This is a genomic window from Agromyces mediolanus, assembly GCF_014648575.1.
Classification (GTDB): domain Bacteria; phylum Actinomycetota; class Actinomycetes; order Actinomycetales; family Microbacteriaceae; genus Agromyces; species Agromyces mediolanus.
This window is the reverse complement of sequence record NZ_BMRJ01000001.1, coordinates 719,014-746,013: the sequence shown is the minus strand read 5'-3', so window position 1 is coordinate 746,013 and position 27,000 is coordinate 719,014. Positions and strand designations below refer to the sequence as shown.

26 protein-coding genes and 1 tRNA gene are annotated in these 27,000 nt (G+C 70.7%); 11 read left to right on the top strand and 16 right to left on the bottom strand.

Annotated elements, in window-relative coordinates; translation table 11 throughout:
* Positions 1-6: 6 nt before the first annotated feature.
* From IEY71_RS03490 to galU, 3 genes are all read right to left on the bottom strand, one after another.
* Positions 7-1,047: a hypothetical protein gene (locus IEY71_RS03490; protein WP_189083894.1), complete on the bottom strand. Its 1,041-nt coding sequence runs from the start codon at positions 1,045-1,047 to the stop codon at positions 7-9.
* 93 nt (positions 1,048-1,140) lie between these two features.
* Positions 1,141-1,803, bottom strand: a complete 663-nt coding sequence (locus tag IEY71_RS03485; RefSeq protein WP_189083893.1) for a GNAT family N-acetyltransferase — start codon at positions 1,801-1,803, stop codon at positions 1,141-1,143.
* A 50-nt stretch (positions 1,804-1,853) separates the two neighbouring features.
* The gene (gene galU / locus IEY71_RS03480; protein ID WP_189083892.1) at positions 1,854-2,750 is read right to left on the bottom strand and encodes a UTP--glucose-1-phosphate uridylyltransferase GalU; all 897 of its coding nucleotides are present in this window, start codon (positions 2,748-2,750) and stop codon (positions 1,854-1,856) included.
* A gap of 43 nt (positions 2,751-2,793) precedes the next feature.
* Between galU and IEY71_RS03475 the strand changes: the two genes are divergently transcribed.
* Genes IEY71_RS03475 through mscL form a run of 3 tightly spaced genes read left to right on the top strand, consistent with a single transcriptional unit; the run spans position 2,794 to position 4,220 of the window.
* A complete protein-coding gene (locus tag IEY71_RS03475; protein ID WP_189083891.1) occupies positions 2,794-3,372 on the top strand; it encodes a 5-formyltetrahydrofolate cyclo-ligase in 579 nt (192 codons plus the stop codon).
* Between the two features lie 32 nt (positions 3,373-3,404).
* Complete coding sequence (locus tag IEY71_RS03470; RefSeq protein ID WP_189083890.1) at positions 3,405-3,734, top strand: FmdB family zinc ribbon protein; 330 nt, start codon at positions 3,405-3,407, stop codon at positions 3,732-3,734.
* Between the two features lie 48 nt (positions 3,735-3,782).
* Positions 3,783-4,220, top strand: coding sequence for a large conductance mechanosensitive channel protein MscL (gene mscL / locus IEY71_RS03465; protein ID WP_189083889.1), 438 nt, complete (start codon positions 3,783-3,785; stop codon positions 4,218-4,220).
* A gap of 331 nt (positions 4,221-4,551) precedes the next feature.
* Here the strand turns inward: mscL and IEY71_RS03460 are convergent, their stop codons facing one another.
* Entirely contained in the window at positions 4,552-8,304 is a 3,753-nt protein-coding gene (locus IEY71_RS03460) for an AAA family ATPase (protein WP_189083888.1), read from the bottom strand.
* Between the two features lie 103 nt (positions 8,305-8,407).
* On the opposite strand from IEY71_RS03460, the gene IEY71_RS03455 reads away from it, so the two are divergent.
* Positions 8,408-8,713, top strand: coding sequence for a rhodanese-like domain-containing protein (locus IEY71_RS03455; RefSeq protein WP_189083887.1), 306 nt, complete (start codon positions 8,408-8,410; stop codon positions 8,711-8,713).
* Positions 8,714-8,884: 171 nt separating this feature from the next.
* Here IEY71_RS03455 and ald read toward each other — a convergent pair whose 3' ends face one another.
* On the bottom strand, positions 8,885-9,982 hold the full coding sequence (ald, locus tag IEY71_RS03450; protein ID WP_189083886.1) for an alanine dehydrogenase: 1,098 nt from the start codon (positions 9,980-9,982) through the stop codon (positions 8,885-8,887).
* Positions 9,983-10,112: 130 nt separating this feature from the next.
* Here ald and IEY71_RS03445 point away from each other — a divergent pair, with 130 nt between their 5' ends.
* Entirely contained in the window at positions 10,113-10,616 is a 504-nt protein-coding gene (locus IEY71_RS03445; protein WP_189083885.1) for an Lrp/AsnC family transcriptional regulator, read from the top strand.
* 9 nt (positions 10,617-10,625) lie between these two features.
* On the opposite strand, the gene IEY71_RS03440 is transcribed toward IEY71_RS03445, so the two are convergent.
* A complete protein-coding gene (locus IEY71_RS03440; protein ID WP_189083884.1) occupies positions 10,626-11,693 on the bottom strand; it encodes an ATP-dependent DNA ligase in 1,068 nt (355 codons plus the stop codon).
* A 140-nt stretch (positions 11,694-11,833) separates the two neighbouring features.
* Here IEY71_RS03440 and IEY71_RS03435 point away from each other — a divergent pair, with 140 nt between their 5' ends.
* The 3 genes from IEY71_RS03435 to IEY71_RS03425 are packed head-to-tail and all read left to right on the top strand — an operon-like array spanning position 11,834 to position 13,679.
* Entirely contained in the window at positions 11,834-12,019 is a 186-nt protein-coding gene (locus IEY71_RS03435; protein ID WP_189083883.1) for a hypothetical protein, read from the top strand.
* A gap of 41 nt (positions 12,020-12,060) precedes the next feature.
* A complete protein-coding gene (locus IEY71_RS03430) occupies positions 12,061-13,326 on the top strand; it encodes an RNA polymerase sigma factor (protein WP_189083882.1) in 1,266 nt (421 codons plus the stop codon).
* A complete protein-coding gene (locus IEY71_RS03425; protein ID WP_189083881.1) occupies positions 13,323-13,679 on the top strand; it encodes a YciI family protein in 357 nt (118 codons plus the stop codon). Before IEY71_RS03430 ends, IEY71_RS03425 begins: the two co-directional genes overlap by 4 nt.
* 21 nt (positions 13,680-13,700) lie before the next feature.
* Here the strand turns inward: IEY71_RS03425 and IEY71_RS03420 are convergent.
* A tRNA-Arg gene (locus IEY71_RS03420) sits at positions 13,701-13,773 on the bottom strand.
* A gap of 85 nt (positions 13,774-13,858) precedes the next feature.
* Between IEY71_RS03420 and IEY71_RS03415 the strand changes: the two genes are divergently transcribed.
* Positions 13,859-14,887, top strand: a complete 1,029-nt coding sequence (locus tag IEY71_RS03415) for a lactonase family protein (RefSeq protein WP_189083880.1) — start codon at positions 13,859-13,861, stop codon at positions 14,885-14,887.
* Between the two features lie 22 nt (positions 14,888-14,909).
* Here IEY71_RS03415 and IEY71_RS03410 read toward each other — a convergent pair whose 3' ends face one another.
* Together IEY71_RS03410 and IEY71_RS03405 are read right to left on the bottom strand one after the other, a co-directional pair.
* The gene (locus IEY71_RS03410; RefSeq protein ID WP_189083879.1) at positions 14,910-15,752 is read right to left on the bottom strand and encodes a CHAP domain-containing protein; all 843 of its coding nucleotides are present in this window, start codon (positions 15,750-15,752) and stop codon (positions 14,910-14,912) included.
* A 152-nt stretch (positions 15,753-15,904) separates the two neighbouring features.
* Positions 15,905-16,054 carry a hypothetical protein gene (locus tag IEY71_RS03405; protein WP_189083878.1) on the bottom strand — a complete coding sequence of 50 codons (150 nt, stop codon included), beginning with the start codon at positions 16,052-16,054 and terminating at the stop codon, positions 15,905-15,907.
* Between the two features lie 408 nt (positions 16,055-16,462).
* On the opposite strand from IEY71_RS03405, the gene IEY71_RS03400 reads away from it, so the two are divergent.
* Entirely contained in the window at positions 16,463-18,793 is a 2,331-nt protein-coding gene (locus IEY71_RS03400; protein WP_189083877.1) for an arylsulfatase, read from the top strand.
* A 289-nt stretch (positions 18,794-19,082) separates the two neighbouring features.
* Here the strand turns inward: IEY71_RS03400 and IEY71_RS03395 are convergent, their stop codons facing one another.
* Positions 19,083-19,763 (bottom strand): hypothetical protein, encoded by a 681-nt coding sequence (locus IEY71_RS03395; RefSeq protein WP_189083876.1) that lies wholly within the window; start codon positions 19,761-19,763, stop codon positions 19,083-19,085.
* Between the two features lie 110 nt (positions 19,764-19,873).
* Here IEY71_RS03395 and IEY71_RS03390 point away from each other — a divergent pair, with 110 nt between their 5' ends.
* Positions 19,874-20,209, top strand: a complete 336-nt coding sequence (locus tag IEY71_RS03390; protein WP_189083875.1) for a helix-turn-helix domain-containing protein — start codon at positions 19,874-19,876, stop codon at positions 20,207-20,209.
* Between the two features lie 21 nt (positions 20,210-20,230).
* On the opposite strand, the gene IEY71_RS03385 is transcribed toward IEY71_RS03390, so the two are convergent.
* The 6 genes from IEY71_RS03385 to IEY71_RS03360 all read right to left on the bottom strand — a co-directional run bounded on the left by IEY71_RS03385 (position 20,231) and on the right by IEY71_RS03360 (position 26,976).
* The gene (locus IEY71_RS03385) at positions 20,231-22,711 is read right to left on the bottom strand and encodes a site-specific integrase (protein WP_189083874.1); all 2,481 of its coding nucleotides are present in this window, start codon (positions 22,709-22,711) and stop codon (positions 20,231-20,233) included.
* Positions 22,704-23,852 (bottom strand): tyrosine-type recombinase/integrase, encoded by a 1,149-nt coding sequence (locus IEY71_RS03380; RefSeq protein ID WP_189083873.1) that lies wholly within the window; start codon positions 23,850-23,852, stop codon positions 22,704-22,706. Before IEY71_RS03380 ends, IEY71_RS03385 begins: the two co-directional genes overlap by 8 nt.
* A 70-nt stretch (positions 23,853-23,922) precedes the next feature.
* The gene (locus IEY71_RS03375; protein WP_189083872.1) at positions 23,923-24,438 is read right to left on the bottom strand and encodes an HNH endonuclease; all 516 of its coding nucleotides are present in this window, start codon (positions 24,436-24,438) and stop codon (positions 23,923-23,925) included.
* Positions 24,435-24,869 carry an HNH endonuclease gene (locus tag IEY71_RS03370; RefSeq protein ID WP_189083871.1) on the bottom strand — a complete coding sequence of 145 codons (435 nt, stop codon included), beginning with the start codon at positions 24,867-24,869 and terminating at the stop codon, positions 24,435-24,437. Before IEY71_RS03370 ends, IEY71_RS03375 begins: the two co-directional genes overlap by 4 nt.
* Positions 24,870-25,193: 324 nt before the next feature.
* Positions 25,194-26,024, bottom strand: coding sequence for a C40 family peptidase (locus tag IEY71_RS03365; protein WP_229781505.1), 831 nt, complete (start codon positions 26,022-26,024; stop codon positions 25,194-25,196).
* Between the two features lie 259 nt (positions 26,025-26,283).
* On the bottom strand, positions 26,284-26,976 hold the full coding sequence (locus IEY71_RS03360; protein ID WP_189083870.1) for an iron-dependent transcriptional repressor DtxR: 693 nt from the start codon (positions 26,974-26,976) through the stop codon (positions 26,284-26,286).
* Positions 26,977-27,000: the final 24 nt, after the last annotated feature.

The following is a 27,000-nucleotide window of genomic DNA, read 5'->3' as shown; positions in this document are numbered from 1 at the left end:
GAGCGATCAGACCGCGCGACGACGTCGGAGGACGGTGTCGAGGTCGTTGAAGCCGGGCTCCGCGCTGCCGACGATGCCCATCGCGGCATACGGGTTCGGCGCGGACTCCGCGCGGGCCGGTGCAGCGGTGCGAGCGGTGGCGGATGCCGCGGGCCGAGCCGTCTCGGCCGCCGGCCGCAGCACGGGGACCTTGGGGGCCATCCGCTCCGCCTTCGCCGCGATCGCCTCGTCGGCCGCGGCGCGCTGCAGCTTCGCCGCCGCCTCGACGGAGGCCATGGCGGTCGCGGCGATCGTGCCCCGCGACAGGTGCAGCGGACGCGGCAGCGGCTGCGGCGTCCACTCCACTGAGCGCGGCGGCGCGGTCTGCAGCTCGATCGGCTCGAACGCGGGCGCCGCGGGAATCGGCGCGACGGACTGCGCCGTCGACACCGCGACCGGGGCGGCAGGCCGAGCCAGACGCACGAGTCCGGCCGTGGCTCCGGCACCGGCGACGGCAGCCAGGAGTAGGGCGACGAGGGGCCACGCCAGGGCGAGGCCGAGGAGGACGACGAGGGTCGCGACGAGCACGACCGAGGAGCAGAACGCACGACCCCGGCGGCGCGCGACGCGCGCGGCGCCGCTCGCGACGGGCGGCGCGGCCACGGCTCCTGTCGCCTGCGAGATCGCCGGCATCGCCTGCGCGGCCGCGAGGCGGGTGGCGCGTTCGCGAGCGGCGGCGACGGCCTCCTCGGCCGCGCGGCGCTCGACCAGCGCGATCTGGGCCTCGGCCTCGGCGGCGAGACGTGCGGCTTCGGCCTGATGGGCGGCCGCCTCCTGCTGCGCCGCGAGAATGCGCCGCTGGGCGACGACCTCACGCGCCGTGGCCTCGAGGCGGACCGCCTCGGGGGTCTCCGCGGTCTCGGCCAGCACCCGGAGGGTCTGCTGCAGCCGGATCGCGTGCCGCTCGCTCGCCTCGTACTGACGCCGGCGGAACCAGTTCGGCAGCAGATAGACGATCCACAGCGCGGCGGCCACCGCCACCAGCACGCCCCCGCCCACCACGTCCATGCATCAACGGTAGGGCACGGAGCCCCGACGTCCCGCGAGATTCGCGGGTGTGTCAGCGAGGGGATGCCACGACGGCCCCGGCGCCTCGCGGGCTCAGCGGACGTCGAGCTGCAGCGGATGCAGCGCGGCCACCCGATCGGCCGGGTGGATCTCGGCGGCACCGGGTGGAACGCGGCCGTCGCGCCACCGCTGGAGCACGCCGCGCGGCACCTCCTCTGCGACGAGGCCGAACGCGAAGTGGTCGCGCCAGTCGCCGTCGATGTGGATGTACCTGCGGCGCAGCCCCTCGTAGCGGAAGCCGAGCTTCTCGACGACGCGCAGCGAGGGCGCGTTCTCCGGCCGGATGCAGATCTCCATCCGGTGGAGGCGCAGCGTGCGGAAGCAGTAATCGGTCGCGAGCGCGACCGCGGCCGGCGTGAGCCCGCGCCCGGCGGCGCTCTGCGCCACCCAGTACCCGATCGTCGCCGAGGACAGCGAGCCGTAGGAGATCGACGACACGTTCAATTGCCCGACGAGTTCACCGTCGACCTCGAGCACGAACGGCAGGCCGTGCCCGGACCGCGCGTGGGAGAGCAGATTCCGGATCGAGCTCTTCACGTCGATCGCGAAGCCGCCACCGGGATAGGTGGCCTCCCAGCGGCGCAGCCACGCCCGATTCTCGACGAGCACGCGTTCGAGCGCGCGCGCGTCGCGCACTCGGATGCCTCGGAGCACGAGCTCGCCGTCGCGGAGCGTGGGAAGGGCGGCTGAAGCCATGCTCAGAGGGTAGCGGTCGAGCAGCGCCGCAGGCGGTCGCCGCTCGGGTCTCAGGCGTCGAGGCCCTGGACGTAGCCGCGCAGCCAGGTCTTGAGCTCGGGGCCGAGGTCGTCGCGGTCGCCGGCGAGCTGCACGACGGCCTTGATGTAGTCGAGCTTGTCGCCCGTGTCGTAGCGGCGCCCGCGGAACACGACCCCGTAGACGCCGCCCGTGCCCTCGACGTCGCCGGCCATCTCCATGAGCGCGTCGGTGAGCTGGATCTCGCCGCCCTTGCCGGGCGCCGTGCGCTCGAGCACCTCGAAGACCTCGGGGCGCAGCACGTACCGGCCGATCACCGCGTAGTTGGACGGGGCGACTTCCTTGGCGGGCTTCTCGACGAGGCCGGTGATGCGCACGACGTCGGGGTCGTCGGTCTGCTCGACCTCCGCGGCCCCGTAGAGGTGGATGCTGTCGGGGTCGACCTCGAGCAGCGCGACGATCGAGGCGTCGCGCTTGCCCTGCTCGGCGAGCATGCGGGTGAGCAGCTCGTCGCGAGCGTCGATGATGTCGTCGCCGAGCAGCACGGCGAACGGCTCGTCTCCGACGTGCATGCTCGCCCGGAGCACCGCATGGCCGAGACCGAGCGGGTCGCCCTGCCGCACGTAATGCATGTCTGCGAGCTCGGTCGACTCGTTGACCTTCTCGAGCTTCGCCGTGTCGCCCTTCGCCTCGAGCGTCGCCTCGAGCTCGGCGACCCGGTCGAAGTGGTTCTCGAGCGCGTTCTTGTTGCGGCCCGTGATCATCAGCACGTCGGTCAGGCCGGCGTGCACCGCCTCCTCGACGACGTACTGGATCGCCGGCTTGTCGACGACGGGGAGCATCTCCTTCGGCATCGCCTTCGTCGCCGGCAGGAAGCGGGTGCCCAGGCCGGCGGCCGGAATCACGGCCTTCGTAATGCGCTCGGTCATCAGCACAGCCTATCCGATGGCCTCCGCTGTCTAGGATGAGAGCATGCCCGACGATCCGGACGTCCAGAAGCGCATCCTCCGCGCCGAACTCCGCGAGCGCCGCCAGAACCGCTCCAACCACGAGCGCGAACTCGCGACCGAGGGATTCACCTCCCGGCTTCAAGAACTCGTCGCCCGGACGAACGCCGAGTCGCTCTCCTGCTACCTGTCCATGCCGAGCGAGCCGAACACCCGGCCGTTCGTGAACTGGGCCGAGGCGCAGGGGCTCCGCGTACTCTTCCCCGTCACCCGCGAGGACGGCCTGCTCGACTGGACCGTCGGCGAGGAGGACACCGAGCAGCTCGGGCTGCACGGCACGCCCGAGGCGGTCGGCGAGCTGCTCGGCCCGATGGCGATCAACGACGTCGATCTCATCGTCGTCCCGGCCGCGGCCGTCGACGCGAGCGGCATGCGACTCGGCTGGGGCCGCGGGTATTTCGACAAGACCCTCGGCTCGATGGCAAAATGCCCTCCGGTGTACGCCGTCGTCTTCGACAGCGAGTTCGTCGAGCGCGTGCCGCACGAGCTCCACGACCAAGGCGTGAACGGCGTCGTCACCCCCACCCGCATCGTCGCCTTCTGAGCGTCGGCGCCCTGCAACATCCGGAGATCCCCATGCCCACGTATTCCTACCGCTGCACCGAGTGCGGGAACGCCTTCGACATCCACCAGGCGTTCAGCGACGACGCGCTGACCGTCTGCGAGGTCTGCGGCGGCAAGCTGCGCAAGCTCTTCAACACCATCGGCGTCACGTTCAACGGCTCCGGCTTCTACCGCACGGACTCTCGCTCGGGCTCCGGCGACGGCGGGGGCTCGGCGAAGGCCGGGTCCGCCACCGGCGGAGGCTCGAGCACGTCGGGCGGCGCGTCGAGCGGCAGCAGCCCCGCAAAGTCCGGTTCGACCAGCCAAGGAACCGGCGGGAGCACCTCCGCGGCATCCGCCTGAGCCTGCGTTATCGTGGCGACGACCAGCCCACCCCGGAGGGAGCGAGCCATGATCAACGGCTTCAAAGAATTCATCATGCGCGGCAACGTCATCGACCTCGCCGTCGCAGTCGTCATCGGTGCCGCGTTCACGGCCGTCGTGAACTCGATCGTCGAGAACCTCATCAACCCGCTGCTCGGCCTGCTCTTCCAGGCGGACAGCCTGAACAACGCACTCGTCTGGCAGGTCGGCGACGCGAAGTTCTCCTTCGGCGCCATCATCGGCGCCATCATCTCCTTCCTCGCCGTCGCGGCCGTCGTGTACTTCGTCTTCGTGATGCCGATGAACCACTTCAAGGAGCGCGCCGAGGCGAAGCGCAAGGCGGGCCAGCCCGATCCCGAGACGCCCGAGACCGAGCTCGACGTGCTCGCCGAGATCCGCGACCTGCTCGCCGCGCAGAACGGCGGCTCGACCGCGCCGGGCGGCTCCGGCCGCCACAGCGGCTGACGGCCTCCCCCTGACACGCCGAATGCCCGCTGCACCTCGGTGCAGCGGGCATTCTCGTGCAGTCGGATGCCTCGCCGCTCACCAGTGCGGCGGGCGCTCCCGCGTGATCCGCTCGTCGTCGGGGCCGGCCGGGCGGCTCGGTTCCCGCTCCAGCGGCGACTCCGGCGACGGGTCGCTGCCGGGCGCCGGCGTGAGCTTCGCCCGCCTGGCGCCCCGGGCTCGGACGACGCGCTGACGCTCCGGCGCCGCGGACCCCGTCTCCTCGGCGCCTGGTGCTCCATCCGGCTCCGACTCGGGAGTCGGCGTCGCCCCGGTCATCGGACCGCGCCCGTCACCGCTGGGCGGCGGCGCGGCGCGGGCTCGGCTTGCCGAGCAGCGTCGCGACGCGCTCGGCCACGGCATCCGGATTGCTGAACAGCTCGAAGCTGTGCACGCGGAGGTAGTGCCAACCGAGCCGGCGCAGCACCTCGGGGCGGAGTCGCAGCGACTCGCGCAGGCTCATGCCGTCGAGCGAGGCATCCGTCTCGACGACCACCGCCTTCCCGGCGTGGGCCGCTGCGAGGGCGAGGCTGCCGCGGTGACCGACGCTCACCCGGATGCCGCGCCGTTCGAGGCGGGCGCCGAGGTCGGCGAGCATCGCGTCGCCGGTCCCGGACTCGGCCGGGGCGGCCTGCCGTTCCTCGGTCTGGGCGAGCACGTTCGCGAGCGCGAGCACGCCGTGCGCCTGACGGTCCTCGTCGATGTGCTCGGGTCGGAACGCCGACACGATGTCCATCGATCGCCGGGCGCGCGTCATCCCGACGGCGAGGAGCCGGTCGCCGCCCGGCTCGCCGAGCGCCCCGAAGTTCGACAGGAGGCGTCCGTGCGGCGTGCGGCCGTACCCGATGGAGAAGATCACCCGGTCGCGGCTCTGCGCGACGGCCTGCTCGAGGGTGAGCACGGTGAACGGCTCGGCACGGTCCTTCAGGATGAAGTCGGAGAGGTCGCTGCGCTTCGCGAACGCGGCGAGCACCGCCTGGTACACGCGGGAGGCGTGCCGCTGGCTCGCGGTGATCACCATGAGCGACTCGCGCGGCCGCTTCACGGCGTGCTCCATGACGAGCTCCACGACCTTCGCGACCTCGGTGTCGATCGACTCGACCGTGCCGGTCACGGGGTCGGGCAGGCCGTTGCCCGGCACGTAGTGCAGCCCGAGGCTGCCGTGCCCGAGGAAGCTGCCCGCCCACGGCATCGAGACGATGCGGCCGCCGTAGAACCAGGTGTTCACGAGCTCGGCGAGGTCCTCGCCGCCGGCGCGGTAACTGCGCGTCAGGGTCATGGTCGGCAGCAGTTCGCCGAGCCGGGCCAGCGCGGAGTCCGCGTGCGCGGCATCCACGCCGTGCTCGGCCGGCCCCTGCTGGTCCCGATCGAAGATGCCCGTCTCGAATGGCGTCGGCGTCTGCGTGACCGGGTCGCCGAAGGCGATGATCTGCTTCGCGCGACGGATCGCCCCGAGGTTCTCGGCGATCGTCGTCGCGCCGGCGTCGACCAGCACGACCGCGTCGAAGCCGATCGTGTCGTCGATGGCCGGCACCTCGTACGGCGAGGCGAGCCAGACCGGCGCCAGCACGCGGAACAGCGTCGGCGCCTCCGCTTGGAGCAGCTGCGGCCGCACCCGGTCGCTGCGCAGCAGCTTCTTCAGCCGCTCGGCCTCGTCGGCGTGGTCGACGAGCGCGACCTTCCAGTTCTCGGCGAGGCGCCACGCGGTCAGCGGACCCGCCGCGGCGGCGTGCGCCTCGTCGACGAGGCGGAAGTCGGCCTCCAGCCGGTCGAGCACCGAGGTGTTCGCACCGAGCAGCGCCTTCTCGCGAGCCAGCATGGTCTCGAGCACCGACTGCCACCAGGCGAGCTCGAGCTCCGCCGCGACCCGCAGCTCGGGGACGTGCCGCTTCGACAGGTCGAGCAGCAGCGGGTCGAGCCCGAGGTCGCGCAGGCGACCGAGCAGCGCCGTGCGCTCCTGCAGGTTCAGCAGCACCTCCGACTCCTCGGCGAGCCCGGCGAGCGTGGACTGCAGTTCGCGGATCGGGCGAGCCGCGAGCTGCCGCGGCGTGCCCGCGACGCCGAGCGGGCCGTCGAGGGAGGAGAGATCGGCGGCCACCGTGCGGTAGGCGACGTGGACGTCGTCGATGCCGGCCGGCACCGCGGGGATCGCGCCCGCCTCGGAGTACCGCTGCCAGAGCGTGCGCTGCTGCTGGATGCCGCGGAGGGCCGCGTTCAGGTCCGACACGTGCACACCGGGACGCAGGAACTCGCCGGCGTGGCGCCGGAGCCTGCGACGGTTGGCGGCGCTCATCCCCTCCGAGTCCCGCCGGGAACCGGTCGCGGCGATGAGCTCGCCGAGCGGCCGGTCGTAGACCGAGGGCTGGAACTTGTCGAGCGTCTCGCGGACATCGAGGAGCAGCCGGAGGAAGACCCCGAGCTCGGCCACGGACTCGAACGGCCGCAGGCGGGTCTGCGCGATGAGCGCCCGTCCGCGTTCGAGGAGCCGCGGCACCTCGCTGCGGCTCAACCGCTTCGCCAGCGCGTGCGACTGCTCGGCGTCCTCGGAGTTCGAGAAGGAGGCGCCGTACCAGGGCGAGTCGCCGGGCCCGTAGCGGAACTCGCCGAGCGCGGCCGCGCGAGCGAGGTCCTGCGCGGCCCGGCTGCGGTCGCCCGTCAGGGCGACGAGCGCCGCGTGGTCGAGTCGAGCCGTCGTGTCGGGTGCCGCCGGCAGCGCGGCGAGGTCGGCGAGCGCCGTGAGCGCTTCGAGCACCGAGGCGCCGAACTCCGGGTCGCGCCTGGTGAGCGCGGCACGGTAGTCGAGCAGGACCTTGCGCAACCGGACGAGCGCGTCGTCGACATCGCTCACCCGGGGTCGCTCGGCGCGCTCGTTCCGCGAGATCGACTGGATGAGCTCGCGCCGGATGCCCGCGGTCGTGACCGCCATGCCGCCGAGGCCGACCTGGCCGAGGCGGTGGGCGATGCCGTCGAGGCTCGCCTTCCGCGCACCGGCGACGAGCACGCGCTTGTCGGCGGCGACGAGCGCGCCGATCGCGTTCACGATGGTCTGCGTGCCGCCCGTGCCCGGCAGCGTCTTCACGACGATCGAGGCGCCGGCGGCGACCGCCGCGACGACCTGCTCCTGCTCCTGGTCGGCGTCGAGCAGGAGCACGTCGGTCGACGGCGGCCGCTCGTCCTGCGGGACGGGGCGCGGCAGCTCCGGCAGCGCCGCGAGCGAGGCGCGGGCGGCCTTGTTGCCGGCGATCGCGTCGACGACCGGGTGCGCGGTGCCGTCCGCGTCGGCGGCGAGCGCCGGGCCGACCTCGGCGAAGGAGGAGACGACGAGCCGCGGGGCGACGCTGAACCACGGCAGGTGCGAGGTCAGGCCGCGCAGGCGGTCGATGACCGGCTGCGGCTTGAACACGCCGTTGGTGATCGCGAGCGCGACGAACGCGTCGGCGTCGAGCGTGATCTTGAACTGCTCGTGCAGCTCGCGCGCGAGCGCGGGGTTGAGGAACGGCTGCCCCTTGAGCTTCAGCTCGAAGTCCCGCCCGTACCGACGGATCGCGAGCGGGCGCAGCAGCACGGGCGCGGTGTACTCCTGGCCGTTGTGCCGCCACGAGGCGAGCCCGATGGCGAGGTGCACCGACTCGATGCCGCGCACCGAGCGCAGTTCGATGCCCTTCTGGGTGATCTCGGCGGCGGCGAGGCGCGCGTTGCGCAGCGCGAGTTCGTCTCGGATCAGACTCGACAGCAGCGTCGATTTGCCCGTGATGAACTGCGGCAGGCCTCCCGGGTGCGTCGTCGAGAGCTCGATCCGGGTGCGCGGCGTGTCCTCGAAGCGCACGAGCGGCGAGCGTCCGCCCGCGGCGCGCAGTTCGTCCTGCCAGCGCCGCCAGGTGGGCTCGGCGACATTGCCCGCGACGAGGGCGGGATCACCGAGGCTGAGGCTCGTGGGCCGCCCGGCCTCGTGGGGAACGGGGTCGGGGGTGAGCTCGTCGGCCGCGGCATCCGTCTCGCGCGCGAGCAGTTGCTCGTCTCCTTGATCGCGTTCCAGCCGTTGCACAGGGCCACCTTATGTCGCTCCTCCCCCGATTCGGCGCAGCGACGCCCGGAACCTCGCGCTTTGTCGAGGCTCGGGTATCGTGACGGAGGTCGAGAGGCCCACCATGCAGTCCAGCTCCCCCGCCGAGGTCCACGCCGCGACCGACGCCTATCTGATCGATGTGCGCGAGCACGAAGAGCTCGCGCAGGCGCGGGTCGAGGGCGCGCACCACATCCCGCTCGGCGAACTCGTCGCCCGCCTCGACGAGGTGCCGCGCGATCGCACGGTCTACGTCATGTGCCACGTCGGCGGCCGCAGTGCGCAGGCCGTACAGTATCTGGAGCAGCAGGGCATCGACGCGGTGAACGTCGAGGGCGGCATCCTCGCCTGGTATCAGCACGGGCTGCCCGTCGTGCTCGGCGACGACTGAGCCGCGAGCGAACCGAGTCCTGAACGGACGGATGCCCCGACCGCATCGTGTGCAGTCGGGGCATCCGGTCGCGACGGGCGCTGGGAGTCGGCCCGCCGCGACGTTCCGTCACCCCTCGCGACCGCGCGAGGCGGTCGATCGGCTGCGAGGGGCGAGGTCGCGCGGCGCGGCTCAGCGCGCCTGGTACTCGATCCCGAGGGCGACGGCGACGGGCTCGTTGGTGAGCTTGCCCGCGGTCGCGTTGAGGCCCTTGGCGAGCGCCGGGTCGGCGTCGAGGGCGGCCTCCCAGCCGAGGTCGGCGATCTTCAGCGCGTACGGCAGGGTCGCGTTCGTGAGCGCGGGGGCCGAGGTCGCGGGGACCGCGCCGGGCATGTTCGCGACGCAGTAGAAGATCGCGTCGTGCACCTTGAAGGTGGGGTCGGCGTGGGTCGTCGGGCGCGAGCCCTCGAAGCAGCCGCCCTGGTCGATCGCGATGTCGACGAGCACGGCGCCCGGCTTCATCGTGGCGACCATCTCGTCGGTGACGACCTTCGGCGCCGCGGCGCCCGGGATCAGCACGGCGCCGACGACGAGGTCGGCGTCCTTCACCTGGCGGGCGATCTCGTACGGCGAGGAGGCGAGGGTCTTGATGCGCCCCTGGTAGCGCGCGTCGATCTCGCGCAGCTTCGGCAGCGAGATGTCGAAGACGGTGACGTCGGCGCCGAGGCCGAGCGCGGTCGCCGCGGCCTGCTCGCCGGCGACGCCGCCGCCGATGACGACGACCTTCGCGGGGCTCGTGCCGGGGACGCCCGCGAGCAGCACGCCGCGGCCGCCCTTCGAGGCGTGCAGCGAGGCGGCGCCCACCTGCGGGGCGAGTCGGCCGGCGACCTCGCTCATGGGGGTGAGCAGCGGCAGCGAGCGGTCGGCGAGCTGCACGGTCTCGTAGGCGATCGCCGTGACGCCCGAGGCGAGGATCGCGTCGGTGAGCGGGCGGTCGGCCGCGAGGTGGAGGTAGGTGAACAGCGTGAGGTCGCTGCGGAGGTAGCCGTACTCCGGCTCGATGGGCTCCTTGACCTTGAGCACGAGCTCGGCGCTCCAGGCCTCGTCGGCCGTCGCGACGATCGTGGCACCGGCCTCGCGGTAGTCCTCGTCGGTGTAGCCGGCACCGACACCGGCCCCCGCCTGCACATCGACGCGGTGGCCGCGCTGCGCGAAGGCGTGGACGCCGGCCGGGGTGATGGCGACGCGGAATTCGTTGTTTTTGATCTCAGCGGGCACGCCGATGTGCATTTCAGACTCCGAATGCTGTTGGGTGGGTACGCTCAATGGTCGCCGCTTATTCGCTGGAACGAAAGCTCCTCCGCACAGAATTCGATAGACTCGCGATCAGAAGAGCATTCATACGATTGCGAGGCCGATCATGAGCGATGCGCCGCAGATCCGCGACCAGGGGCCCGTCGTGCTCGACGAGCTCGACCGGGCGATCATCGCCCGCCTGCACGAGAACGCCCGCATCCCGAACGTCGACCTGGCCCGAGCGGTCGGCATCTCGCCGTCCACCTGCCTCGCCCGCGTGCGCTCGCTGCGCGAACGGGGGGTCATCACGCGCTACACCGCCGAGATCGACCCGGTGGCGCTCGGCTTCACCCTGCAGGCGCTCGTCAGCGTCCGCATCCGGCCCGGCGCCCGTCACCTCATGGAGCAGATCTCCGACGAACTCCGCCGCGAGCCCGAGGTGGCGCAGCTGTTCTTCCTCGGCGGCACCGAGGACTTCCTGATCCACGTGCGCGTCCGCGACAGCGCGCACGTGCGCCAGTTCGTGCTGAAGAACCTCTCGGCGAACCCCGCCGTCGCGCTCACCGAGACGAACCTCGTGTTCGAGCACCACACCGCGCTCTCGGCCGGCATCGGCGTCGTGCTCTGAGCCGGGCGGTCAGCTCCTGAGCGGCAGGATCTCGCCGAGCTCGAGCGCGCCCGGCGCCTCCAACTGGCCGTAGTCGCAGCTCGCGGGGTCGCGGTCGGGTCGCCAGCGGCGGAACTGCGCCGTGTGCCGGAACCGCTCGCCCTCCATGTGGTCGTACGCGACCTCGACGACGCGCTCGGGTCGCAGCGGCACGAACGACAGGTTCTTGCCGGCGCTCCATCGGCTCACCGCGCCGGGCATCCGAGTCTGCTCGTGCGCGGCCTGGTCGGCCCACTCGCCCCAGGGATGCCGCGACGGATCGGTCTCGACGAGCGGTTCCAGCTCCGCGACGAGCTCGGCGCGCCTCGCCATCGAGAACGCCGCCACGACCCCGACGTGGTGCAGTCGCCCGTCGTCGCCGTACAGGCCGAGGAGCAGCGAGCCGACGACGTCGCCGCTCTTGTGCCAGCGGTAGCCCGCCACCACGCAGTCCGCCGTGCGCTCGTGCTTGATCTTGAACATCGCGCGCTTGTCGGGCTGGTACACGCCGTCGAGCGGCTTCGCGACGACGCCGTCGAGGCCGGCCCCCTCGAAGCGCTCGAACCAGTCGCGGGCCTCGTCGAGATCGGCCGTCGCCGGGGTGAGGAACACCGGATCGGATGCCCCGGCCAGCACCTCCTCGAGCCGGCGCCGCCGCTCGCCGAACGCGACACCGGTGAGGTCCTCGTCGCCGATCGCGAGCAGGTCGAACGCGACGAACGACGCGGGCGTCTCCCCCGCCAGCAGCTGCACGCGGCTCGCCGCGGGGTGGATGCGCTGCTGCAGGGCCTCGAAGTCGAGCCGGCCGTCGCGCATCAGCACGATCTCGCCGTCGAGCACGCACCGCTCCGGCAGCTCCCGCCGGAGCGCCTCGACGAGCTCGGGGAAGTACCGGGTCATCGGCTTCTCGTTGCGGCTGCCGAGCTCGACCTCGTCGCCGTCGCGGAAGACGATGGTGCGGAAGCCGTCCCACTTCGGCTCCACGTGGCCGACGTCGGGGATCTCCTTGACCGACTTCGCGAGCATCGGCGCGACGGGCGGCATCACCGGCAGGTCCATGCGACCCATCATGCTCCGGCGCGGCCGGCGGCACCAGCACCTGGCGACGAGGGCCGACGATGTCGAACCGCGCCGCACCCGTTCGTGGTCTTGATAGCCGGGATGCACCGATTCCGGCGTGATCGGGAAGGGCCACCTCCATGCACATCGATCCGGTGTTGATGATCGCCTCCCAGCGGGCCGAGCTGCAGCGGGCCGCGGTCGAGGCGGAACGGCGTCGCGTCGCCGCCGAACGCCGGGCCGCCGAGGCGGCCGAGGCCCCGCTGCCGAAGGCCGCCGGCCGCACCGCGCTCCGACGTCTTTTCCGAAAGACTGTCGAAAACTGAACGGCCCGTTCGTGGAGCAGATGGAACGAGAAGAGGTGACCATGCCCGAAGCTCGGGACGCCCCAGTGGACGTCGCGACGGTGCTCGCGCGCACGCATCGCGAGGAGTGGGCGCGGATCGTCGCCGGACTCGCGCGGCGGTTCGACGACCTCGACCTGGCCGAGGAGATGACCGCGGAGGCGTTCGCGATCGCCGTCGAGCAGTGGCCGAGGCACGGCATCCCGCCGAACCCCGCCGGCTGGGTGACCACGACGGCCAACCGCAGGGCGATCGACCGGCTGCGACGTGAGGCGCGTCGGGACGAGAAGCACCGGGAGGCGGTGGCCATGCAGGATCCGGAACCCGCCGCCCCGACCGGCGCCGTCGAGGACGATCGACTCCGGCTGCTGTTCATCTGCTGCCATCCGGTGCTCTCGCTCGACGCGCGCGTCGCACTGACCCTGCGCGTCGTCGGCGGGCTCACCGTCGCCGAGATCGCCCACGCGTTCCTGGTGCAGGACACGACCATGGGTCAGCGGATCAGCCGGGCGAAGGCGAAGATCAAGGCGGCCGGCATCCCCTTCGCCATTCCCGCGGCGGAGGATCTTCCCGAGCGCCTGGACGCCGTCCTCGCGGTGCTGTACCTCGTCTTCAACGAGGGGTACCTCGCCTCCGGCCCGGACACGCCGGTGATCCGGCGCGAGCTCACCGCGGAGGCCATCCGTCTCGCCCGGCTCGCTCAGGAGCTCCGGCCCGACGATGCCGAGGTCGCCGGGCTGCTCGCGGTGATGCTGCTCACGGACGCCCGCGCTCCGGCCCGCGTCTCGGCCGACGGTGAGCTGGTGCGGCTCGACGAGCAGGATCGCGGATCGTGGGACCGAGCGCTCATCGCCGAGGGCCTGCGATTGCTCGCCTCCAGTGAGCCCGACGAGCCCTCGGGCAGGTATCGGCTGCTCGCCGAGATCAACGCCGCCCACGTCACCGCTCCGCATCCGCGTGACACGGACTGGGCGCGCATCGCGAGCCTCTACTCCCGGCTCGAGGAGATCGACCCGAATCCGCTCGTCACGCTCAACAAGGCCATCGCGGTCTCCGAGCACGACTCACCCGAACTCGCCCTCGTGATCGTCGAGCGGCTGGCCGAACAGCTCGACGGCCACCACGCCTTCCACGCCACCCGGGCGGAACTGCTGCGCGCGACCGGCCGCTCCGCCGAGGCCCGAGCGGCCTACGACCGCGCGATCGAGCTGGCCGGGACCACCGCCGAGACCAGACACCTCATCCGCCGACGAAACCAACTCGCAGCACCGAAAGGACACCGCTCATGAGCAGCCAGTACCTCGTCATCCACATGTCCGACCCCACCGGCACCGAGCTGCCCCAGTCCGAGGACCAGGCGATGCTCGAGCGCTGGGTGGCCGAGGGCGAGCACGCCGACCGGCTCAGTCTGGGCGGCCCGGTCGCCGGCCCCGAGCGGGCGAAGTCCGTCGCCGTCCGCGACGGCCGGACGCTCATCACCGACGGCCCGTTCCCGGAGTTCAAGGAGTGGTTCGCCGGCTACGACGTGATCACTGCGGATTCGATCGACGAAGCGGCCGAGTACATGACGAAGCACCCGGTCGCCGTGCTCGGCAGGATCTACATCCTGCCGCTGGTCGCGCTCCCGTGGGACCAGGAATGACCGATCGGAGAAATCGAACCGTGCCCCCGACAGGACTCGAACCTGCGACGCACGGTTTAGGAAACCGACGCTCTATCCTCTGAGCTACGGGGGCGGCCTAGCGAGTCTACCGGCTCGCGATAGCCTGGCGGTCGGCGCCAGCAGCGCCCCGACAGCGGTCCGCCGCGGAATGGAGCAGCATGAGCGGCGAGCCGACGGTCTTCTGGGTGGGCGCGTCGACGACGGGCGGCCTCGGCAGCCCCGCGAGCGGCGTCCGCCGCCTCGAGGTCGACGCGCAGGGCGGCTGGCAGCTCGACGAGCCGATCGCGGTCGGCGCCAACCCCATGTTCCTGACGCTCCGCGGCGATCGCCTCGCCGTCGCCCACGAACTCGCGCCCGGCGGCGTCTCCGCGTGGTCGGTGCAGGCCGACGGGCGCGGACTCGCCCCGCTCGCCGAGCTCGGCCCCGCCGACGGCGACCCCTGCCACCTCGCGATCAGCCCCGACGGGGCGTGGGCGCTCGCCGCGAACTACTCCGGCGGTTCGGTCACCTCCCACCCGATCGGCGGATCCGTGCCCGCCGCCGCGGTCGCCCGCGCCGCGTTCACCGGCAGCGGGCCGGACGCCCAGCGGCAGGAGTCCTCGCACCTGCACCAGATCGTCTTCGACGGCACGACGGCACTCGGACCCGATCTCGGGGCCGACCGCATCCGACTGCTCGAGCTCGACGAGGCGCGCGGCGAACTGCTCGAGGCCGGCGAGATCGCCGTGCACGCCGGGGCCGGCCCGCGCCACCTCGTGGTGAGCGGGCGGCTCGCCCTCGTCGCGAACGAGCTCGACCGCACGGTCTCGGTCCTCGACCTCGACGCGCGCGCGGAGCTCGGCTGGTCCCCGGTCGACGAGGGAGTGACGCCCCGTGGCCTCGGCGTCTCCGCGATCCGGCTGACGCGGGGCGGCGTCGTGCTCGTCGGCGACCGCGACGCCGACGCGCTCGCCGGGCTGCGGCTCGACCGTGCGGCGCGCACGCTCGAGCACGTCGCCAGCGTGACGACCGGCGGCATCCATCCCCGCGACCTGGAGCTCACGCACGACGAGCGATTCGCCCTCGTCGCCGATCAGGGCTCCGACTCGATCGCGATCGTCGCGCTCGACGCCGAGGGCGTACCGCAGGAGCTCGTCGACACCGTGCCGACGCCGGCTCCCGCCTGCCTCGCCCGGGCGCCCCGCTGAGGCGGGGCCGCGCCGGCCTGGCTCAGGCCGGCGGGTAGAGGTACAGCGCCTCGCCCGCCGGGATCGTGCGCCGGTGGTACGAGTGGTCGGAGTTCTGGTTGTACTCCTCGATGTTCACGCTGCCGTCGCCGTTGATCGACTGCACGTAGGCCACGTGGTTGTACGGGAACCAGGCGACCGCGCCGACGACGGGCGTCGAGGAGGTGGGCCAGCCCTTCGCAGACCACGCATCCGCCCAGGCGTACGCGCTCCCGGAGGCGAGGTTCGACCAGTCCCACTTCCACGGGGCGCTCGTGACGCCGGCGTCGCGGTTGAGCCGCCAGGCGACGAAGTCGACGCACTCGCGGTAGTAGTAGCGCAGCGGCGACAACCCGCCGCCGTAGTCGTCGGGGAGCTGGTCCCACCACGGGTAGTCGTCGCCCTCGGCCTTCACCGTGTAGACGGCGTAGTTCCCGTTGCCGGCGCGCGAGGCCAGTTCGGCCGACCAGGCGGCCTGCTCCGCGGCAGCGGCCTCGCGCGACTTGCGGTCGATCTCCTCTTTCGTCGTGACCTCGTAGCTGTCGGCGGCGACGCCGGCCTTGTTCACGAGGCCCGGGACGACGAGGTCCTGCGCCTCGCTCTGCGTGAGGCTGTAGTTCGCGCTGCTCGCGAACTCGTCGGCGCCCGGCATCATCGCGTACGCGGGGATGGCGACGGTGCCGACGAGGGCCGGCACGGCGACGACGGCGCCGAGGACGCGGAGCGGGCTGCGTCGACGGACCCGGCCGTCGGAGGCGGGCGAGGAATGGGAGTCGGATGCCGCGGGCGCCGAGCGCCGTCCTTCGCGCGGCCGCTCGATCGCGTCGCGCTTGGTGTCACCGTTCACGTGCAGTTCCTCCGGATCCCGCGCAGAGGGAGGCGGGGTGGTCTCGGGCGACCGGAGGGCGTGCACCGCACCGGACTCGTTCCACCATAGGGCACGTCGGATCGGATGTCACGATCCGATCACGGAGCTCAGCCGCGCGGATCCGAGACGGGTCATCCGGCGAGCAGCGTCGGCTGCGGAACCGAGCCGAGGTACTGCGCCCACTCCGGGTGGCGGGTCGACCAGAGTCCGGCGCGGGCCTGCGGCGTCGGGGCCGGGTCGGTCAGTTCGAACGGCAGCCGCCACCCGATCTCGGCGAGCATCTTGTCGGCCTTCCGGTGGTTGCAGCGCCGGCATTATCTGAACTAGTGCGTCGCGATTCGGTGGTCTAGCGACGGGTGCTTCGTGGGTGGCCTGGGCGGGTCGGCGAGTTGTCGAGGCTCGGTGGGTCGCAGGGTAGGGCGTCGGTGCTGTCTGGTTCCGCGATGTGTGTGATGGGGCGAGAGGGCCGTCGATGGTCGGGGTTGCTTCGCACTGGTCGTCGTGTTCGAAGAGCGGTTGGTGTTGTTGCGCATGGGTTCGTTGGTGCGGTGTCGTGCTGGCGCGACGGCGTTCGTGGTTGGGCCGGACGTTCTGATGGCGATGTGGCCCATGTCCGAGGGGTGAGGGCTCTTCCCTGCATCTGTGGTGCCGCGCTATCGTCGGGTCATCTTCCGAGATCGGGGGCAAGGATGCGTGAGTTCCAGGGTGAGATCAAACTCGACGTTCGTGAGTCCAAGCCAGATTGGGATGCGTTCCTCTATCCCCGTGCGAAGGAGGGGGCTCCGAACGTGCTGGTTGTGCTGTACGACGACACCGGTCAGGCGGCGTGGTCGCCGTATGGGGGCCGCATCCAGATGCCGACTATGGATCGGCTCGCGTCGGGAGGGCTGACGTACACCCAGTGGCATACGACCGCGTTGTGCTCGCCGACGCGGTCGACTTTCCTCACCGGCCGGAATCACCACCTGAACGGGTTCGCGTCGATCTCGGAAGCGGCTACCGGGTTTCCCGGGTACTCGGGGCATATCCCGCCGGAGAACGGCACCATCGCGCACATGCTGCGTGAGGCCGGCTGGTCGACGTTCTGGGTGGGTAAGAATCACAACGTCCCGGTCGATGGTTTCACGATGGGTGCGTCGAAGCAGGACTGGCCGCTCGCGCAGGGGTTCGACCGGTTCTACGGGTTCATCGGCGGTGAGACGAACCAGTGGTACCCGGACCTCGCCGAGGACAATCACTACATCGAGCAACCGTACGGCCCCGAGGACGGGTACCACCTCTCGAAGGACCTCGCCGACAAGGCGCTGTCGTTCATCCGCGACTCGAAGCAGTCGGAACCAGACAAGCCTTGGTATCTGTGGTTCTGCCCGGGGGCGAACCATGCGCCGCACCATGCCCCGCAGGAGTACATCGACAAGTACAAGGGCATGTTCGACGACGGGTACGAGGCGTACCGGGAGTGGGTGCTGCCGAGGATGATCGAACGCGGCATCCTCCCCGAAGGCACCGAACTCACCCCGTTGAACCCGATGGCCGAGGGCACGTTCTCAAAGGCGGACACGGTGCGCCCGTGGGAGTCGTTGAACGAGGATGAGAAGAACCTGTTCCGTCGCATGGCCGAGGTGTACGCCGGGTTCAGCGAATACACGGACGCACAAGTGGGGCGGATCATCGATTACCTCGAGGAGTCCGGCCAGCTGGAGAACACCCTGATCATCTACGCGGCAGACAACGGCGCTTCCGGAGAGGGCAGCCCGAACGGGTCCGTGAACGAGAACAAGTTCTTCAACGGCTGGCCCGACGAGATGGAAGAGAACCTGAAGCTGCTCGAGCAGCTCGGCACGCCCGCCACGTACAACCACTACCCGACGGGGTGGGCGGCCGCGTTCTCGACCCCGTATCGCATGTTCAAGCGGTACAGCTATCAGGGTGGGGTCTGCGACCCGCTCGTGATCCACTGGCCCGCAGGTATTCAGGCGAGCGGTGAAACCCGCGACCAGTACCACCACTCCACCGACATCGTGCCCACCATCCTGGAAGCGTGTGGGGTGCCGGTCCCCGACGTCGTCAACCACGTGCCGCAGTCGCCGCTCTCCGGTGTGCCGATGAACTACTCGTTCGACGCTCCGGACGCCCCCACTACGAAGCGCACCCAGTACTACGAGATGCTCGGCACCCGCGGGCTGTGGCACGAGGGATGGAAGGTCGTCGCCGAGCACGGACCGTTCCTCGGCAAGGGCGACTACGAGAACGACCGCTGGCAGTTGTTCCACACCGACAAAGACCGCGCCGAAGCTCACGACCTGGCCGATCAGCACCCCGACAAGGTGAAGGAACTCGTCGAGCTCTGGTACCGGGAAGCGGAAGCGAACAAGGTGCTGCCGCTCAGTGACATCGCTGCAAGCGGCCCCGACCTCGAGGTGCGCCTCGGCCTCGAGTATCACGTCCACGTCCCGCCGAGCGGCACGTACACGTACTACCCGGGCACCACGGCCGTCCCGGAGCATTCCGCGGCGAACACGCATGCGGTCTCGTTCAAGATCCTCGCTGACGTCGACTTCACCGCACAGACCGAGGGAGTGATCGTCGCACAGGGGTCACGGTTCGGCGGCTATTCGCTGTTCGTGAAAGACGGGACGCTCTACTTCGTCTACAACTTCATCGGCATCCCACCGGAGCAGCGCATCTCCGCCCCCGCTCCCGTGTCAGGCCGGCACGTCGTCGGTGTCGAGTTCGTCAAGGAACGGCAGGGCGAGCTTCGCGAGTCGCACGGACCGCTCAAGCTGTTCATCGACGATCAGCAGGTCGGAGAGGCGGAGATCCGCACCGAATCCGGGTTGTACGCGCTTTCTGGCGAGGGTCTCTCTGTTGGGTACGACGGCGGCGACCCGGTCAGCGCGCTCTACGGGGCAAGGTTCGCGTTCACCGGTGGTGAGATCCACAAGGTCGTCTACGACGTCGCGGACGACGCCTACGTCGACATCGAGCAGCGAATCGCCGCAGCGTACGCCCGCGATTGATCGGGGTGCCCGGCGGCCACGGAGTCAGACCGGGTCTCAGCGCCGGCGACGCGTGCGGCTGCTACCTGACCACTGTCGGCCTAGCGAGTCCCCGGTTTGGTCAGTGATCGCCTCCCGCACGGTGTACTGACCGTCGACGCGCGACCATCGCCCCTGCGATGAGGAGTGCGGCAGCGAGGACGAGGCCGCCGCTCACGCCGCCCGGGCCGGTCGCAGCGAGCCCATCCCCGCCGTCTGGCGTCGGGGGGGCCGGCGTGGGTGCGGTGAACTCGGTTGGGATGCGCCCCGCTCACCGGATTTCGGTTTCGACTCTGGCTGCCGGGAGGGCTTCGGGGTCGTCGGCGATGTCGTAGATGGTCTTCGTGTTCTGTGTGAATCGGGTGACGTCTTGTTGGGTGATGCTGAGGGCGGTGGATCGGTTGCGGAGCGCGAGGTGGAGTTCGCGGTCTGGCCAGAAGAGGAAGTCGAGGTAGCTGTTGAAGGTGCGGCCGGAGTTGGTGGCGTAGTCTCGTGCGGCTGTGGTGAAGTCGGTGCCGGGAGGGGTTGGCCGCCGGTAGATGTGGAGTTCGATGTCGACGTCGCCGAGTCGTTCGATGGTCGGGTCGAGGTAGCTGCCGAAGACGGTGAGGCGGCCCGCGGAGACGAGGTAGCTGGGGTCGGCGTTGAAGGTGCGGGCGCGGTGCAGGAGCTGTTCGATGAGCCGGTCCGCGGTGGTCCGGGTGATGGGTTTCGCGAGCGAGGCTTGGGCGAGTGCGCTGCCGGCCATCGTGGTTTCCCAGAGATGGTCGCGGCCGTCTGTGCTGTGTTCGAGGTAGCCGTCCTGGGCCAGCGCCGACAGCACGTCGTATGCCGCGGCCCCGACGAGCTGTTCCGCCCGTTCGGTGTACCCGCCGTGCCGGAAGAGCCGGACGAGGGCTCGGGCGTGTTCGGCCGGGACTCCGGCGATGACCTGGTCTTTCGAGATCCGCACCTCTCAGTCGTAGCAGCCGGTCCGGGTGAAAGGGAAGGGCGGGTGGGTGTGGACTGGGACGGCCGGCCCCGGAACCCCTGCGCGCATGCTCGAACGGATAGCCTCAGGGGGTGGCGAAGACGGGACGGACGAAGCCGAACGAGCTGACCAGCTCGTGGCCGGACGTGCCGTCGGACGACCCGATGGGTGAGATGGCGCGCCGGTTCGCGGTGAATCTGCGTGCGGCGATGGGGGACCGTGGGGTGCGTGAGGTTGCCCGGACGGCCGGGATCAATCATGCGACGTTGTTGTCGTTGCTGGCGGGGCGGACGTGGGCGGATTTCTTGACGATGGCACGGTTGGAGACGGCGCTGGACGCCCGGTTGTGGCCGGGCCGGGTGGTGGTGCACGGCGACCCGGATGGTGAGCATGATGTGGACTACCTGCTGCCGGACGACCTGAGCTAGCAGGCCGCCCGGCAGCAAGGCTTAGGGCATTACGTCGGGTGGCCGGATGGTGGGCAGCCCGAGCCAGGTGGCCCCGTCGGCGAGTTGTTGGCGCATGCCGTCGAGTTTGCGGTGAGCGCCGGCGAGGGTCTGCTTCAGGAATTCGAGGTCGGTGAGCCAGCCCTGGGTTTCCGCTTCCTGGATGCGGGCTTCGGTGTTCGCGATGCGTTCCAGCAGGCGGCCTTCTTGCTTCGGGTCGGGGCGCAGCAGTGCGCAGCGCAGGCAGGCGCCGTCGTGCACGCAGGAGCTGCCATACGCGCGGCCGCAGAGACCGAACTCGGTTTGGCGTTGCTGGTAGTGGCCGAGGAATTCCTCCCATTCCTCGGGACTGGGTGGTCGGTACTCCTCAGCGGGGCGCAGCGCGCGGCGGGCGTCGATGAAGCTGCGGTGGTGCTCGTAGACGTCTTCCTCGTAGATGGCGGCGTAGCGTTGCGTGGTGTTCAGGTCCTGGTGACCGAGCAGCGCCGCGGCGATATGGATCGGCAGGCCGGACTTGACGGCGTCGGTGGCGAACATCCGTCGCAGGTCGTGGTTCTGGAACACGATCGGTTCGCCGTCGTCGCCGATGAACCCGGCGTCGTGGGTGGCTTTGGCGAGGTGGCGGAGGATCCAGGCCCGGTTGATGGTGCGTCGTTCCCCGTCGAACACGCGTTGGAACAGGAACGGCATCGGCTCGGATTCGCGTTTCTCGGCTTGGTCCCACCGGCGCAGCAGCGGGAGCCGTTCGGCGCCGGTTTCGCGTCGGATCCGACCGATGATCTCCGCCAGCACGCTGGCCAGTTCCGGGGAGACGGGGATGACCCGTTCCTCATCGGTTTTGGACGGCGCGATCTGCAGCAGCGGCAGCAGCTCCCCGGTGCTGGGGAGGCGGTACTGGACCAGGGCGGTGTGGGTGAGCTCTTCGAGTTCCTCGATGCGGATCCCGGTTTCGGCGAGCACGTTGATCGCCGCCCACCGCCAGAAGTGGGTGCCTTCCGCGTGGACCGCGTCGAACAGCTCACCGGTGTCGTACCGGCGGACGGGCAGCCCGCCGGCTCGTTTCACGCCGTTCAGCAGCCGACCCCCGAACGCACGCGATTCCGCGCCGACGCGTGCCAGCTCGATCCCCTCAACGGTGAAGCGTTGCCCGATCTGGTGGGTCCGGGTGTGCTCGAGGACGGCGGTGTGCCAGCGTTTGGTCGCGGCGATGGTGTCCAGCAGCTTCGGCAGCAGCGGCAGGCGTTCTCGGGTGCGGGCGTGGCTTTTCGCACGCTGGTGGCGGACGGACTTGCGGAACCCGTCGATGTCCGCCTGGGTGATCGGGTTCGGTGCGGCAAAGCCGGCGTACCGGTCCGGGTCGATCTGGGCCCAGTCGGCGAGGTCGTAGTAGAACGCCCGGACCACCAGCAGGATCGGGCCGAGGTCGGTGCGGGGTCGGCCCCGTTTGGTGCCGTACCGGATGGTGCGCTGCGATTCCTTCCATCGGGCGAACAGCTCAGCGGGCAGGTCCAGGGTGTCCACGCCGGGTTCGAGGCGTTCCAGATCGCACCAGAAGTTCCGCACCAGCGTCCCGGCCAGCCCCTGCAGGCTCACGTAGTCCAGGGCGGCCGCGCGGGCGCGGAGGTAGTCGACGAACAGGTTCCGCATCCGCTGGTTTTGGATGCCGGTGCGGTCCACGAGCTCGTCGACGGTGCGCTGGGTGCTGCGGCGGGTCTTGGTGAACGTCGCCGGGGCGTCGTCGGGCAGGAATCCGGCCCAGGCCATGGCGTTGTACGCGGCCCCGCTGGGAAGGTTGTTGCGGATGCCTTTCGCGGTGCTGCGGACTTCGAGCAGCTCGTCGATGGTGATGTCGGCGACCTGCTGCTTCCCGGTCCGGACGAGGATCCTGGCGATCTGGGCGAGGGCGCTGGCTTTCTGCGCGGCGATGCGGGAGTTGAGTTTGCCGTGTGCTTCCAGCGCCGCGTTCAGTCGTGCCGCGGCGATGGGGTCGCGGGTATCGAACACGGCTCGTCGCACGCCTTGCATGCGTTCGTGGTGGCGGTGCATCCACTCGTAGCTTGGTCGCACGGCGTCCAGGGCGAGCAGCCACGCCATGCCGCGCCGGGCGTGCGGGGCGAGGTACTGGGTGCGGTGGCGGGTGTTGTACCAGCTGACGATCTGCTGGTCCCAGTCGTCGCGGTCGACGATGCCGCTGGCCAGCCAGCGTTCCTGCCAGCTGGCGCCGGGGAATTCGGCGAGCCAGCCGGTGACCATCCGCAGCGCGCCGCGCCGGCCGGAGATCTCGGATTTCGACGCGGACGCCGGGATGGTGCGCATCAGCCGTTCGGTCAGCCGGGCTTCGGAGTCGCGGGATGCCGGCCAGCTGGTGGGGTCGGGGGCTGCGGCCGCGGTGGCCGGCGGCGCCTGCGGGGGTGGCGGGGCGACGCGTTGGCGGGGGTTCGGGTTGAGCTCGGTCGGGCGGGGCTCGGGGTACCGGTCAGGCATGACGGCCTCCGAACAGCACCTCGAGGGCGGCCGGGTCGTAGCCGGCCGGCAGCGTCGGTGGCGCGGTTGGCGGTCGGGTGTAGTGGGCGGCCATGCGTTCGAATAGTTCGGTCTGGCCGGGGACGGTGTACAGCTGGGTGGTGTGCAGCGAGGCGTGCCCGAGCACCCAGGCCACGTCGGTGAGGGACAGGTTCGGGTCTTGCACCATCCGGTAGGCGGCGGTGTGACGCAGCTGGTGCAGGGTGTAGCTGGTGCCGAGCGTGTGTTGGGCGCGTTCGAACACTTTCCGGCTGGCGTGGTAGCTCAACGGTCGTGGCGTGCCGCGCCGGGTCAGCCAGACGGGCCGGCCCGGGTGCGCGGCTCGGGCGCCGAGGTAGAGGCTGAGCCAGACCATCGCGTCCCCGGAGACGGGGAGCCATTGCTCCCGGCCGTCGCCTTTGCGGTGCACCCGGATCCGGTGCTGGCCCCAGTCGATGCCGTCGCCGGTGAGGCCGAGCAGTTCCGCAGCTCGGGCTCCGGAGCTGACGTAGATCCCGATGAGTGCGCGGTCGCGGTGGCAGTGCAGCTGGGCGAACAGCGTGTTGAACACCTGCTCGGGGATCGCTTTCGGGCTGGCTTTGGGGATCTTCTGCTGTCCGAGCCGGCGTCCGCGGGCGACGAAGCTGTGCATCGGGTTGTGGTGGGCGTGCGCGCGTGGCGCGTTCGGCCGGATCGGGGTGAGCATCGGGCCGGTGCCGCGGCGGGCGTGGAAGTCGTAGAACCCGGCGACCACCGCGTTGGAGAGGTTGATGGTGCGGGCGGCGTACCCCGGCCGGCCGGTGGGGTGTGCCTGGCTGCCGTGTCTGGGTGCGGTGGAGCGCAGCCAAACGACGAAGTCGATGTGTTCGCTCGGTCCGGCGTGGTCCCATGGCACCTCGATGGCGTCGAGGAAGCGCCACCAGCGCAGCAGCGCGTACGCGTAGGCGCGGCAGGTGGTGGCCGCGTTCCCGTTGCCGTACAGCTCACGCAGGTACGCGTTGACCGGGGTGATCGGGGCGCCGGCGGCGTCGAGGACGCGGACGCCTTCTGGGATGCGTGGGTCCTCCTGCACGCAGCCGTGACTGCTGAGGTGGATGTTCCGCAGATCGCGTGGTTCGGTCATGATCGAGCCCTCCCCGCTGGTGCTGCCACCCGGCGCCCGTGCTGGGCGCACACCCTGGGTGGTTAGCTTATCAACCAGCTATGGGGATGCGCTCGGTGTTCCAGGGTCGGGTGTACTCGTCCCATCCGGGCTGCGATCGCCCGGCAATGACGTCAACGGCGGCCGGGTCGGGGGGTTTCAGCTCGAAGGGCAAGGTCCAGCCGAGTTCGCTGAGCAGGAAGTCTGCTTTGCGGTTGTTGCAACGGAAGCACGCGATCAAAACGTTGCGCCAGTCGTGGGCGCCGCCGCGGGAGCGGGGCACGACGTGGTCGAGGGTGTCGCCGTATCGGCCGCAGTAGGCGCAGACGTGCCCGTATCTGGCCAGCGCGGATTTGCGGGTGAGCGGGACGGTGCGTCGTGGGACGCGGACGAAGTGGTTCAGCAGCACCACGCTGGGGGCGTTCAGTGAGAGGGTCGCGCTTCGCACCTTCGCGGTGGTTTCGGTGACGGTGGAGGCTTTGCCGCCGAGCAGCAGGAGGATGGCGCGGCGGGTGGAGACGACCGCCAACGGTTCGTAGCTGGCGTTGAGGACGAGGGTGTGGCTCATGCCGGCACCGCCGTTCCGGCGGCCGCGGCACGGGCCCGATTCCAGGCTCGTTGTGCTGCCCGGATGCGGGCAGTTAACGGTTCAGTAAACAAGCACGCGACGACCACATTGGCCCAGCTGTGCCCGCCGCCCCTCGACCGCGGCACCACGTGGTCGAGCGTGTCCCCGTAGCCGCGGCAGTAGGCGCAGCGGTAGCCGTAGCGCTGCAGCGCAGCACGCCTGGTGAGCGGCACCGGCCGCATCGGGACGCGCACGTAGTGCTGCAGCAGCACGACGCTCGGCACGGCGTACCGCGCGGAGCGCGAGTGCAGCCAGCCGTCGGCCGCCTCGACGACCGAGGCCTTGCCGTTCAGCACGAGGAGCATGGCCCGTCGCATCGGGACCACGGCGAGCGGTTCGTAGCTCGCGTTCAGGATGAGGGTGCCGCTCATGACGTCACCTTTCGTACGGGGCCGGGTGGCTTCCGGCCGCGGGATACGGGACGGCGAATCGTCGCCTGCGGGGGTCGCTGGAACGAAAAACGGGCACCGTCCAGAGGACGGTGCCCGTGCGGCGCGTTGGCGCTCAGGTCGTTCGGCTGTTGACTCGACCGTTGGTGGAATTGCGCGCGCGCGTTCCTGGCATGGACGCGCTCGCGCTGCACCATCGGCCTCCCCGTTCGGTTCGGTTCGTCAGGGCTCCAGGGTACGACAGGAAACGGCGCGCAGGATGCCTCCGGCGCGCCGTTTCCCTCGGGCGGTCACCCGAAGTTCATCTCAGATACCGATGCGGACGATCGAGTAGTCGCTCGTCCAGATCGGCTGGACGCGCACCGAGGCGCCCTCGTAGGGCGCGTGCAGGATCATTCCGCCGCCCGCGTAGAAGCCGTCGTGGCCGGGCATGATGACGAGGTCGCCGGGCACCGCGGCCGACTCGGAGATGGGCGTGCCCATCGCGCCCTGACCGGCGGAGGAGTGCGGCATCGAGACGCCGAACTGGGCGTAGACGTACATCACGAAGCCGGAGCAGTCGAAGCCCGCCGGCGTCGCGCCGCCGTAGACGTAGGGCACGCCGATGTACTGCGTCGCGACGCTGTAGACGCTCGCGAGGTCGAAGTTCGGGTACGGCGGGTTCGCCAGGAAGTCGCCGACCGAAGGGCCGTCGTACGAGGCGGCGTACGAGGTCATCGCGGTCTGCGCGGCCTGGCGGGCGGCCTCAGCTTCGGCGGCCTCCTGGATGGAGGCGCCGGTGGTCACGGCCAGCGTGTCCTGCGAGACGGGCGCGGCGGATGCCTCGGCGGCGACGTCGACCGACTGCGGGTCGGCCTTCGTGAGCGCGGCCGCCGCGGTCGTCGCGAACTCCGGGTCCTCGCTGCCGGGCGTGAACGCGTAGGCGGGGATCGCCAGCGTGCCGACGAGGCCGGCCGAGATGGACATGACGACCAGGTTCGCGACGCCGCCGCGGCGGAATCGTCGGGTGGAGATCGTCGAGACGGGCGTGATCGCCGTCTCGGAATCATCCGCCCTGGTCTTCGCCTGCACGATGGCCTTGGTCGCAGCTTTGCTGACGCGGCCGCCGGGAAGACGTCGCTTGGGGGAACGAGCCAAAACACTACCTCCGTCGCCCACGGCCGGGAACGGCGTTCCACCTGGCTGCGCCGGAGCGCTTCACGGGTTTCAGGATCGAGCGGTGGACGTCGGGGGCGTCTCGATCTCGGTTCCACCGACTGGCTTCTCGCCGGCGGACTCGAACGAGAATACGCGAGGCCCTACGGAATGTCACATTCCGATCACGAACGGCGCCGACTCACAGCCGATCCCAAGCTTGACCGGCGGGCGGCGCAGCTGCGGCTCAGTCGCCGAAGAGTCAGTCGCCGATGAAGAGGTGCGCGGCGACCTCGACCGGGAGCTCCAGCCCGCCCTCGACGTCGTCGACCTGCACGAGTACATAGCCGCCGTTGACGCTGAACGTCGCCTTCGCGCCCGGCATGATGCCGGCCTGCTTGAGCTGGGCGAGCAGTTCCGGGTCGAACTGCACAGGTTCGCCCAGACGGCGGACGACGCCGCGAATGGGCTCAGTGGTGTCGCCGAGCGCCTGCACGAGATTGCGGACGCCGCTCATGAACGGGGCCGCCGCGGGGACGCCGAGCTCTTCGAGGCCGGGGATGGGGTTGCCGTAGGGCGACTCGGTCGGCTGGCCGAGGAGCTCGATGAGCCGGCGCTCGACCTGCTCGCTCATCACGTGCTCCCAGCGGCACGCCTCGTCGTGGACGTACTCCCACTCGAGCCCGATGACGTCGGAGAGGAGCCGCTCGGCGAGGCGGTGCTTGCGCATGACGTGCACGGCCTTGCTGCGCCCCTCGGGCGTGAGCTCGAGGTGCCGGTCGCCGGACACGACGACGAGCCCGTCGCGCTCCATGCGCGCCACGGTCTGCGAGACCGTCGGGCCGGAGTGGCCGAGGCGCTCGGAGATTCGGGCGCGCAGCGGCACGATGTTCTCCTCCTCGAGGTCGAGGATCGTGCGGAGGTACATCTCCGTCGTGTCGATGAGGTCGGTCACGCTGCTTCCTCCCCGTGTCGTCAC